Genomic DNA, 11,860 nt, shown 5'->3' with positions numbered 1-11,860 from the left:
ATATATCTACTATCCTAAGCTAAAGAAGTCTTTACCGCCTGAGTAATATAGTCTATATCCTCATAGGTTAAGCCATGATGAACTGGAATGGCAAATATCTGTCTTGTTAACATCTCTGTAACAGGTAAATTCTGTTCTCCATACAATTCTATAAAAATAGGCTGTTGATGAAGGCCACGTGGATAATGGATACCAGTCTCAATTCCCTTACTATTTAAAGATTGAACTAACTGATCTCGCGTAACGCCAGCTAAACTAGGGTCAACACGTAAACAATATTGATGCACAGCATGCTTTGTATTTGGCAATGACTTTTGCGGAATTAATCCAGCAATATTCGCTAAATGTTTATTATAATAGTTATAATTTTTAGTTCTTATTGCTAACATTTCATCTAAACGCTTTAATTGCTCACGACCAATAGCCGCCTCAATATCTGTCATCCTATAATTTAGGCCAAGCATAGTATGATAATATTTTCCAGTCTGGCCATGAGTACGCATAAAACGAAGTTTGTAGGCTGCATCATCATCATTGGTAAGGATCATCCCTCCTTCACCAACGAACATATTTTTTGATGGATAAAAGGAATAAGATGTATAATCGTTAAAGCAACCGACGTCTTTACCTGCATACTGAGCGCCATGCGCTTGAGCATTATCCCAGATAACTTTAAGCTTATACTTCTTAGCAAAATTTTGTATGCTATCTACATCACAAACATTACCAAATAAGTGAACAGGCGATATAGCTACTGTCTTGTCAGTTATGCGATTGGCAGCGTCATCTAAATTAATTAAAAAATTATTTGGATCCACATCACAAACTATAGGCTTTCCTCCAGCCATGGTTACCATTGACCCTGTTGCCATGAAAGTAAAAGAAGGTACTAAAACTTCATCACCAGGTTTAAGGAAAGTCATATAAGCTAGATGCAATGAAGCCGAACCATTGGCGCAAGTAATCGCATGACGAGCGCCTACTTTTTCAGCAAATTCTTTTTCAAAAAGTTCACACTCTTTACCCTGTCTTAATGCTCCAGATTTTAATACTGCCGTGGCTCTTTCTATTTCAGTCGTAGATAAACTAATTTCAGCCATTTTAATTTTCTTAACAGTAGACATTTAATCTATTCCTAAAATTTATAATAACTAAGCCGGCAAATACTCTCTCCAACTTAATGCCATATTCCTTTCTTTAAGCTCATCTGGAAGATTAGTTATTTTTCCAGGAAAACCTATTACTAAACTCATAGGGGGGATATCTTTAGTGACAACTGTACCGGCAGCTATAAAGGAACCTTTGCCTATTTTAATACCAGGAACAATGACGGCTCCGCCACCAATTGTTACTTCATCTTCAATAGTTGGACCTTGAGGTTTATAATTATCTCGCATTTTTAAAGGGTATTTATCATTAGTCATGGTTACGCCTGGCCCAATGAATACACGTGAACCAATAAGTGTATGCGTAGGGATATAACAATTGGATTCAATTTTTACATAACTACCTATAATAACGTTTCCATCTATAATAGTATTCGTTCCTATAACAACATGTTTACCAATTTCAGTATGTTCTCTAATTAAAACATTGTGGCCGGTTTGAAAATAAGCACCGCACGTCACATCGCAATAAATAATAGTTCCTGCGCGAATGATAGTATTTTGCTCCAACATTACAGCATTACTATTTTCTTTATACTTTAAACCTACTATAGCGCCTGGTTGAATCTGAATATCTTCTGAAGCTGTATAACAACTTTGATTTATACTCACTTTTATTCCTTAAAAAGGCTTTATAAAACTTTCTACCATTTAATTCCTCTAAAAATAACATCCTTACGAATATTATCTTTATAACGGTTTACTACTTCAAAAATACTTTGCATAGTATCTTCAGTAAGATAGTGAGGTTGAACGCCAATATTTTGTAGGCCTTGATAGGTAGGATTGTAATAGTGCTCTTCTTTTTCTATACGTGGATTTTCAATATTGCTAATCTCTACATTAAAGCCTAAACTATCGCCTACTTTTTTAGTGAGATTAGCAAGCTCAATGGCAGTAAACGTTTCCATTATTTGATTAAATATACGAAGTTCACCTGGTTTAGCAGAGTTTTTTTCGGAAGCATGCACGCATTGTAAAGTATCATTGATATTTAAGTACCCACGAGTTTGCCCACCTTTTCCATAAACTGTTAAAGGATAACCTACCACCGCTTGGGTAATAAAACGATTAATAATTGTGCCAAAAATCTCGTCATAATTAAAAATAGTTTTTAAGCGAGTGTCTATTTCAGACTCAGGTGTATCTATGCCAAAGACTGGTCCTTGCATTAAATCGGTACATTTAAGATTCCACATACGCACAGCGAACCAAATTAAGTCCGTATCCATAACTTTAGTCGTATGATAAATTGAACCTGCTTGGCGTGGAAATAAAAATTTATCTTTACGTCCCTTATGCTCGATTTCAAGCCACCCTTCCTCAATATCAATATTAGGCGTACCATATTCGCCCATAGTACCTAATTTAATTAGATGCGTATCACGCGCATAATCTCTTAAGGCAAATAAAATATTATTTGTAACTAACAGGTTGTTTTGAATGGTCTTATTAGCATATTTATAATTAATTAAAGAATAAGGTGCTGAAGGTTGCTCTGCATAATGAATGACTGTATCAGGAATACCTGTAAAGCGATTGCTTCTTGCCCACTGATACGTAACTTGACTATTAAATAAGCTCCGCATTATTTCTGGATCGCTAAGATCACCAATAACGACCTTAATTTCTTTACCTGTTAATTCGTGCCAAATTTTAGCACGCTCGATTAGAGAAGGAACAGAATATAGCATGCCTACATCAAGTTCTACACACGCATTTCGCCTTAGATAATTATCGACAATCGTTACATCATAACCACGATTTGAAAAATACATGCTTGTAGGCCAACCAAGATAACCATCGCCACCCAAAATTAAAACATGAGGCACGATACTTCTCCTTACAGCTTTTATAAAGTTAATGCCAGATAATCCTGATTTACTTCTTTGTTAGTTATTGGTATCACATGTTTAATAATATTATTAGGGGTTGATCCTTTATACTTAAAGCAGTCTAGTAGGAAATGAGATAAGAGGTAATCTTTGATTTCTGCAACTGACATAAAACTCTCACTTGAGCTTATATAGGGTTTAGTTACATTTTTACTGACTAAAGTTTCATAGTTACTATAGTCAATTTCTTCATATAAAGGTAGCATAGCGGGCTTGACAACAAACATATGCTTAAGTTCATAAGCTCTTTCAGTTTCATCCTGAGTCATTAATTCTTCATAAAGTTTTTCACCTGGTTTTGGCCCAATAAACTCAATCTCAATATCTTCTGGGTGGCGATTGAACTTAGGCGCTACCAACTCTATCATAGCACTTGCTAAATCTATAATGCGCATCACTGGCATTTTTGTAATAAAAACTTCACCGCCTTTAGCAAGAAGTGATGCCTCAATAACTAACTTAACTGCCTCATCTGCCGTCATAAAAAAACGCGACATCCGGTTATCGGTAATAGTAAGTTTTCTGCCTTCTTTAATTTGAGAATAAAAAATAGGTAGCACTGAGCCACGGGAACCGATAACATTACCGAAACGAGTACTACTAAAAATAATATTGCTAGATCCTTTAAGATTGCTGGCTGAAGTAATTAGGCGTTCACCTAATAATTTGGTAGTACCCATAACATTTGTAGAATTAACTGCTTTATCACTACTGGTGTATATAACACGACTAACAGTAGCAGACTCGATAGCAGCACTAATGACATTTAAAGTTCCTTCAGCATTAGTTCTAACCGCTTCAAAAGGGCTTTGCTCGCTAATAATGACATGCTTCATGGCAGCGGTATGTATAATTATATCTACATTACGCGCTAAGTATCTAAGTCTATCTAAATCCCTTATATCAGCAAAAAAGCCATTGAAACGGCTCTCTTTACGATGTTTTTCATTTAAGTAAAATAATTCTGACTCATTGTTATCAAGCGCTTTTACTTCTTTAACATTGAGCCTTAATAATTTTGAAGTTAAAACAGTACCAATTGTTCCTGCAGCACCAGTAATTAGAACCCTTTTTCCTTTGTATACTTGTTCCATGTACTCCCTTATTAGATCTAATATACATTAGCGCAGAAAACAGTAACATAAATTGATCACAAAATCTAGAAATTAAACTCCCAACATAATTGCCTAGGCTAATGCCTTATATTGCGCTATTACGTCTTCTATATTATTAGCTTTAGTTATAGAATCACCATGCAAAAAAATTCCTTGATCACAGAACTCTTTTATTAAACCTATGCTGTGAGAAACCATAATAATGCCTTTTGATTTAGCTTTTTGATTAAAAATAAGTTTACATTTTTTTCTAAATGCTAGATCGCCTACTGCTAAAGCCTCATCAACTATATAAAAGTCAAAATCAAAGGCCATTGATAAACCAAAGGCTAAACGTGATCGCATTCCTGAACTATATGTTTGCATAGGCATATCGAAATAATGACCAATTTCAGCAAAATCTTGTACAAAATCAAGTTTTTCTCTTGTTTCTTCTCGCTTGGTTTTAAAGAGTCGACAAACAAATTTTACGTTTTCTCGGCCCGTTAAATTATTAATAAATCCACCCGCTACCCCTACAGGCCACGATAATCGGCTAGTAATATTTACAATACCGGAACTAGGCTTTTCTATACCACATAAAATACGCAATAAAGTTGACTTACCTGCACCATTTCGGCCCATTAAAGCAATTCTTTCACCCGGTTTAATACATAAAGACAAATTATGGAATACGGTATGTTTTTTTCCTTGAACCTTATAATATTTACTAATATTTATTGCTTCAATCATCGCTGTTCAATTTCAATCATTATTTTTTGATACAAAGCTAAATACAACGCCAGCCCCGTAGCTAATGTTATTAGGGATGCCTTTAACAAATAATTGCTTGAGGCATATGGCACATAAGAAAAAGGAACACTAAAACTTTCTCGGGCCAGCTCAATAAATTGAAAAATAGGATTATATAAAGCTATCGTTCTTAAAGGTTTTGGTAGCATATTAGAGTTAAAGAAAACTCCGCATATTATATAAGTGAAGCGATTAGCAATACTAATAAGCGTGTTCAAAAAGCTAAAGAAAAAACAGCCAATAGCAATACATAAAGAAAGTCCTAAAATGAAGCAGGAAAAACTAAAGGCATTAAATAATAAAGCTGAAAGATTATAAAGCTTCCATTTTATTCCAAACCAACTTAAGCCAATTAATAAAATTAAAAAAACAAGTACTGAAATTAGAAACTCACTAATCACTTTAGCAAGAAGCGGATCGAACGGTTTAACTTGTCGAAACAGATAAAAACTTTTATTACTTTTAATGCAGTTTTTACTATTTGTTACTATACGGCGAAAAAACAGAAAAGGTATAACACCTAATAATATGAATAGCGGCATTGGAATAACAGTATAAATATTCCTATCTAAGACAACACGTATTAACATCCAGATGCCAATATGAGAGATAGGCTCTAATACTACCCATAAAACACCTAGAGAACGCTTAGTATTAACTGTTTTAATAAATCTGTTTTGAATATCTCGAATGACAAGAGCGAAAACAGATGCATGCATAACTTGCCATGAATAACGCATTGAGTGACTAAGCATAGCTAAGTTTTAAATCACTGTAGTAAGATAAGCTAGCAAATATAATTGCTAGCAATTAATCTAATTAACTAAACTTATTGACAAAGGAGAATATCATCATCATCGTCATCATGATTACCAGAAAATGCAATGATTCCACCTACTACAGCAGCTGCTAATATACCACCTGCTATCCAACCTGGGGCTAATCGCTGAGGAAAGGGGCTAGCAGCAAATGCAACACTATTAGCAAAAGCAATATATAACCCTATAGTATATCTGTTAATAAGTTTAGATAATAATGTTTTCATTCGTTCATCCCTGTTTATGAATATTTAAAAAGATGGCTAAGCAGTTATTATTTTGAGGATAATAACAAGTCTTTTTGCTAATTTCAACCTGAAACCTCTAGACACTAAATATACGTAAATCATTAATTATTATAATATTATTGACAAATAATAATATTTTCTTCGTCATCAACATCAGAAACAAACGCAACAATAAAGCCAATAGCAATAACTGATAATACACCACCCGCTATCCAGGCAGAAGTATATCTAGAGAAATTAGAGCTTGGGCTTCCAGCAAAAGCAATTGAATTCACTAGAGCAATATATAATCCAAAAGTAAATTTGTTTATAAATTTAGATAATACTGCATTCATTCTCTCATCCTTGTTTATAAAATTTCTTTAGTTAAAACCCTAGAAATGCCTAGATGTTATCAACAATAACTTTTAGTATCAATTTAAATAATCTTATAGAAGTTTATTTTGCAAATAATGATTCTGTAAAATGTCTTCTTAAATAAAAACCACGAGGAAGAGTAAGAATTTTACTCCCTTCACTATTAAATCCATAGCAAAGTGACTGTGCATTAGCAGCTTTAGGCCGCACTTGTAGATACTGGCCCATGGTTGCATCAATTTCTTCTAAGCGCCCCATACCTATCATCGTTGTTAATTCTAGCCAATCTTGTTTTAAAATAGCTTCCTCGCTAGCTGTAGGTGACCATAAATACGCCTGGCCAATACGCCGTGCTTCAAATGGAATATCGCGCAAACCTTCCACCGGAATCCAAAGTATGCGTTTTAACTTTTTGTAGCACTCAGAGCTGTACCAATTTTGTTGATGCACATGTAAAAGAGGAATAGTTGTAATAAAAGTTGACTCTGCAGGCTTTCCCCAAGCATTAAAGGGAATGGTTTTTAATTCAATACCTAAATGATTGAAATCAGGTAAAGCTTTAGTCCCGGCCGTTGCCCCTAAGATTGCTTCTATAGCCAAACCTGCCCACCCTTTACGTTTAGTCGACTCTTTGGGAATAGCTAGTTGGACTAACTGCGCTAATTGCGCAAAACTAATACCCTCGATTTGCTGACAACGTAACAATAATTCGCATTCATTAATTGGGGGAGCTTTTGGTAAGTGCACGCTCATAGTTTTTTTCTTTTTCTTGTTCTTTTTTTATTTCTTGGTCTTCTATTTCTTTTAATTGTACATTAATGGGAGGTATAGGCGGCTTAATCCCTGCTTTTCTGAATTGCTCCATAATAGCAAAAAGCACATTAGAACGTACCTCAAAGCGTGTATGAGTTTGCACATTAATAAAATAGCGGACTTCAAACTCGATTAAAGCTTCATCAATTTTCTTTAAAAATACTTGTGCCGGAGGTTCACTGACAATTTCTGGTGCTGTAGCCAACACATCTAGGATTAATTGCTGCACAATACTTGGATCATCTGCGCGACTTACTTTAATCGGAACAACTGTTCTTATAATACTATCTTGATGAGTCCAATTGGTAAAAGGTTTATTAAAAGTTTCTGCATTAGGAATTAAAACTTCCATATTATCCCAGGATGAAACACGCATAGAGCGAATACCAATATGTGATACACGACCTTCATAATTGCCTAAGGTAATTAAATCTCCTTCCCGGACCGGTCGCTCAATAAGCAGCATTATCCCGCCAACTATGTTGCTTGCAAAATCACGCAGACCAAATCCCATTCCAACAGCAAGCCCACCAATTACCATTGACATACCGCTAAAATCAAATCCTAGAACGCGCAATGTAATAATACTACCAATCAAAATAACAGCATATTGTGTAAACACCGATAAACTATTACGAATTCCAGCATCGCGCGTATTACTGTATAACCAGCGATAACAAAATTCACGTGTCCACTTAGCTACCCAATAGAAGACAGCAAGCACGATAATAAATTCAATAATGCTAACAGAGGTTATATGAATGCCGGAGATACTTACTAAAGGATACTCACCAAATTGCTGTAACCTAGCTAGCATAGTCGAGTCCGATAACCATCCAAATAGCTGACAAAAAACAACTAAAGACAAAATAAGTAAAAGCACTCTTAAAACTTTATCTAAGGGTTTTAAAATCACTTCAATCCATAACCACCCATTAGCTGAATGCGATATCATCCATTCTGATAAAAGTTCTAAAGCATCAAATATTAGTCCTCTAAGCACTATATAGCCGGTAATAATAAATAAAATTTGCACCTGATACCGGCTCATTGTCCAAGCTAAATTAATATAACCAATTAATCCTATAACCGCTGTAACAAATAATGTAAGCGGAGTAAGTATCATTAATATCATCACCGCATTACGCACATAACGTTTTTTAGTTTTTAAGACAGGATATAATAAATGGGTAATAACCTCTTTACTTTTTAAAACAAGAATAGAAACCGCTACTAAAAACGACATAAATAAGCGGTTAAAAATATCTTGCAAAAGTAAAGGTAGTGGTAATTGATAACTAAATACCATTAAAGCAGTTGTCCACCCGCCAGCTAATAATAACCATTTGACTCGGTGATATAATCTAACGTCTTTACCTGAGGAGTCACTAATACGCTCAAGCAACACTAAACGACCAATTAATAAAACTGTTCTAAAGGTTAACCAAACTACAAGGAGATTAAACAATAATTGATAATTACTAAAAGGAACTTTATTAAGATAGAGCATAACAAATAAAAAGCCTGCCGATGCTAAATAAGGCATATTTCGGCTAATTAAAGTTAACACACCAGCATACAAATGGCCTGATAGCCTAGAGCGTTCCTTATCAAGTGTTAAACGCTTTAAAAGACGATGAAGAAGATAAAAGGCGGTACCTGTAACAGTGAGCATAAACCAAAAAAGAAGCGCTGGCATAGTATCTTGCCATAAATAGTTATCTCGTGTTTTTAAAATAAGAGACTTTACATAATTATAAAACTGGGCAGGAATTCGCGATAATTCATGAATAATTAGCGGCCAGCTGTCCATTCTATACTCTGACAAACTTTGCCTTACAGATAATTGTTTTTTTAATTCCTGCTGATGATTTTCTAAATCCTCTTGAAGAGTCTGCTCTTGAATTGTAATATCAGCAAGACGCTTATTAATAATTTTAATTAAGGTTGTGAATTGTTGCTTTAAATTCACATCATTAAGATGGCGCTGCTCGACATTTAAGGTATTTACCATTTTCTTTAACACCAGCTCCATATCTGAAAGCTGTAAAATGGTACTTTTGTAAACTTCAGTTACCGTTTGCAAAGTACGGATATCTGGCGTTTTTAATAGCTCATAATCTGCTTTAATTAATTTCCTTTGTAAATTAAGGCTTGCAATCTTATGTTGGGTAAGGTTTATAACCTGATTATTTAGTAATAATTTTGCATCAAGTAAATAATTAGCTTTAGGATTGGTTTCAGCTTTAATTTTTTGTTGAATAACTAAGCTATTCTCATATAATTTATCTAACGATTGATTTAATTTATCTTCTTCAGCATGTAAATTATCCAAACGTTGACGCATTTGTACTTTTAATTTCCAAAGCTCAAGCTTATGGCTTTGTTCAACTAACAAATCCTGATAACGATTAGCTAAATTTAAATTCTCATTAATAAGCTCTATAGTTTTCTTATTAACTTCATTAAGCGCATTAATACGTTCAATTTTAGCTTGAGAATTAATCTTAGGCACATCAGCTATTGGAAATTGCTGCAATTGCTTCAGACGTGAACCAAAATCAGCTTGCAATTTCTTTTGGGTGATTTGAAAACTTTCTAAATTAGTAATTTTTGCTTTGTTTAAAGCCATGAAAGCTTCATTTTGCTGCACCCGCTTTAAATACTCTTCCTCCGTTGCGGGAGAGGAAAATAATTTAGCCTCATTGATAGATAAAGTTAAATTTGTTTTTTCTTGTGTTAAATACTCAATGAGTTTACTAGAGTTAATGGTTGAGGAGCGGGCAAAAGCCGTGGTAGTACTCAATAAAAGCACTACCACCATGAAACTTAGCCAATTCCTTAGCATAGTAAAACATCCTTTTTGTATTTTACTCGGATGTTGATAAATTAGGTGCAAGACGAATTCCCAGTTCATTAAGTTGAACTTGGCCTACCGGTGTAGGCGCATTAGTTAATAAACATGATGCAGATTGTGTTTTAGGAAATGCAATCACATCACGTATCGATGTAGAATTAGTTAATAACATAGCTAGCCTATCGACGCCTAAGGCTATACCACCATGGGGAGGACAACCAAATTGCAACGCATCTAATAAGAAGCCAAATTTATCTTTTGCTTCTTGCTGATTAATACCAATTAAATCAAAAACAACTTGTTGCAGCTCAGGTTGATGAATACGAATAGAACCTCCACCAATTTCATAGCCATTGATCACAATATCATAAGCTTTAGCTAACGTTTTAGTAGGTTCTTTTTTAAGCGCTTCTTTATCAAGTTGTCTAGGTGAAGTGAAGGGGTGATGCATAGGCTGCAGGGCATTTGTTTTAGGATCAATTTCAAACATTGGCCAGTCCACAACCCATAATAATTGCCAATCAGATTGAACTAAACCACAATCATGACCAAGCTTCGTTCGCAACGCTCCCATAGATTCATTGACAATATTGGCTTTATCGGCACCAAAAAATAAAACATCACCTGTCTGGGCCTCTAGCCTATCTAAAATAGCATTTACTGTATTTTCTGCTAAAAACTTAATAATGGGTGATTGTAACCCTGCTATACCCTGAGTCCGATCGTTTACTTTAATGTAAGCTAGGCCTTTAGCGCCATAAATACTAACAAATTTGGCGTAATCGTCTAACTCCTTACGACTTAATTTAGTCCCATTAGGTAATTTTAAGGCAACAACTCGGCTATCATTACTTTGCGCCGCTGCAGCAAATACTTTAAATTCTGAGTTTTGTACTAAGTCAGCTATATCGACTAATTCTAATGGAATACGTAAATCTGGTTTATCACTACCGAAACGATGCATAGCTTCAGCATAACTCATTTTAGGTAAAGGAAGTGCTAATTCAATTTGCAAAATATCTTTAAAAACTTTTGCCAACATACCTTCAATTAACTGCTGTACGGCCTGCTCGTCAATAAAAGACATTTCGATATCAAGCTGAGTAAATTCAGGCTGCCTATCAGCTCGTAAATCTTCATCGCGAAAACAACGTACAATTTGATAGTATTTATCAAATCCTGACATCATTAATAATTGTTTAAATAGTTGCGGGGATTGCGGTAAGGCATAAAATGAGCCAGGATGTACTCGTGAAGGAACTAAATAATCTCTAGCACCTTCCGGTGTTGCTTTCGTTAACATCGGTGTTTCAATATCGAGAAAGTCTTGTTCATTTAAATAGTCACGTATGCATCTAATTAAATTATGCCTTAAAATTAAATTCTTTTGCATATCAAGGCGACGCAAATCTAGATAGCGATAACGATAACGTAAATCTTCATTTACCGATTGATATTCATCTGGTAAAAATGGTGGTAACTGCGATTGATTAAGGATATCAAGCTCAAGTCCTAAAATTTCAATTTGCCCTGTAGCCATCTTAAGATTAACCATACCTTCGGGACGAGCACGTACTTTACCTTTAACTTGAATAACAAATTCATGACGTAATTTTTCTGCTATTTTAAAAATAGGTGCTAGTTCAGGTTCATAAACCACTTGTACCAAACCGCTACGATCGCGAATATCTAAAAAAATCACTCCACCATGATCACGACGATTGTGTACCCATCCACAAATGCTTACAGTTTGACCTATCATTGTTTCATTAATTTTTGCACAGTAATGTGATCGCATG

Annotated in this window: 11 protein-coding genes; all 11 read right to left on the bottom strand. The window is 34.7% G+C overall.

What is annotated here, in order from left to right; all coding sequences use genetic code 11:
- Positions 1 to 14 precede the first annotated feature (14 nt).
- Positions 15 to 1,124 carry a DegT/DnrJ/EryC1/StrS family aminotransferase gene (locus tag ACNVED_RS07360; RefSeq protein ID WP_419421107.1) on the bottom strand — a complete coding sequence of 370 codons (1,110 nt, stop codon included), beginning with the start codon at positions 1,122 to 1,124 and terminating at the stop codon, positions 15 to 17.
- Positions 1,125 to 1,151: 27 nt separating this feature from the next.
- Positions 1,152 to 1,778, bottom strand: coding sequence for an acyltransferase (locus ACNVED_RS07355; RefSeq protein WP_419421106.1), 627 nt, complete (start codon positions 1,776 to 1,778; stop codon positions 1,152 to 1,154).
- Between the two features lie 32 nt (positions 1,779 to 1,810).
- Entirely contained in the window at positions 1,811 to 2,998 is a 1,188-nt protein-coding gene (locus ACNVED_RS07350) for an NAD-dependent epimerase/dehydratase family protein (protein WP_419421105.1), read from the bottom strand.
- A gap of 20 nt (positions 2,999 to 3,018) precedes the next feature.
- A complete protein-coding gene (locus ACNVED_RS07345; RefSeq protein WP_419421104.1) occupies positions 3,019 to 4,155 on the bottom strand; it encodes an SDR family NAD(P)-dependent oxidoreductase in 1,137 nt (378 codons plus the stop codon).
- A gap of 93 nt (positions 4,156 to 4,248) precedes the next feature.
- The gene (locus tag ACNVED_RS07340) at positions 4,249 to 4,908 is read right to left on the bottom strand and encodes an ABC transporter ATP-binding protein (RefSeq protein ID WP_419421103.1); all 660 of its coding nucleotides are present in this window, start codon (positions 4,906 to 4,908) and stop codon (positions 4,249 to 4,251) included.
- Positions 4,905 to 5,708 (bottom strand): ABC transporter permease, encoded by an 804-nt coding sequence (locus ACNVED_RS07335; RefSeq protein WP_419421102.1) that lies wholly within the window; start codon positions 5,706 to 5,708, stop codon positions 4,905 to 4,907. Before ACNVED_RS07335 ends, ACNVED_RS07340 begins: the two co-directional genes overlap by 4 nt.
- Positions 5,709 to 5,797: 89 nt before the next feature.
- Positions 5,798 to 6,013 (bottom strand): hypothetical protein, encoded by a 216-nt coding sequence (locus tag ACNVED_RS07330; protein ID WP_419421101.1) that lies wholly within the window; start codon positions 6,011 to 6,013, stop codon positions 5,798 to 5,800.
- A 137-nt stretch (positions 6,014 to 6,150) separates the two neighbouring features.
- Complete coding sequence (locus ACNVED_RS07325; RefSeq protein WP_419421100.1) at positions 6,151 to 6,369, bottom strand: hypothetical protein; 219 nt, start codon at positions 6,367 to 6,369, stop codon at positions 6,151 to 6,153.
- Positions 6,370 to 6,472: 103 nt separating this feature from the next.
- Positions 6,473 to 7,144 carry a DNA mismatch repair endonuclease MutH gene (mutH, locus tag ACNVED_RS07320; RefSeq protein WP_419421099.1) on the bottom strand — a complete coding sequence of 224 codons (672 nt, stop codon included), beginning with the start codon at positions 7,142 to 7,144 and terminating at the stop codon, positions 6,473 to 6,475.
- Positions 7,110 to 10,052 (bottom strand): mechanosensitive ion channel domain-containing protein, encoded by a 2,943-nt coding sequence (locus ACNVED_RS07315; protein WP_419421098.1) that lies wholly within the window; start codon positions 10,050 to 10,052, stop codon positions 7,110 to 7,112. Before ACNVED_RS07315 ends, mutH begins: the two co-directional genes overlap by 35 nt.
- Positions 10,053 to 10,074: 22 nt before the next feature.
- Positions 10,075 to 11,859, bottom strand: coding sequence for an aspartate--tRNA ligase (aspS, locus tag ACNVED_RS07310; RefSeq protein WP_419421097.1), 1,785 nt, complete (start codon positions 11,857 to 11,859; stop codon positions 10,075 to 10,077).
- Position 11,860 lies beyond the last annotated feature (1 nt).

It is taken from the genome of Legionella sp. D16C41 (genome assembly GCF_048541585.1).
Taxonomy (GTDB): domain Bacteria; phylum Pseudomonadota; class Gammaproteobacteria; order Legionellales; family Legionellaceae; genus Legionella_C.
This window is presented reverse-complemented; position numbering and strand designations above follow the sequence as displayed.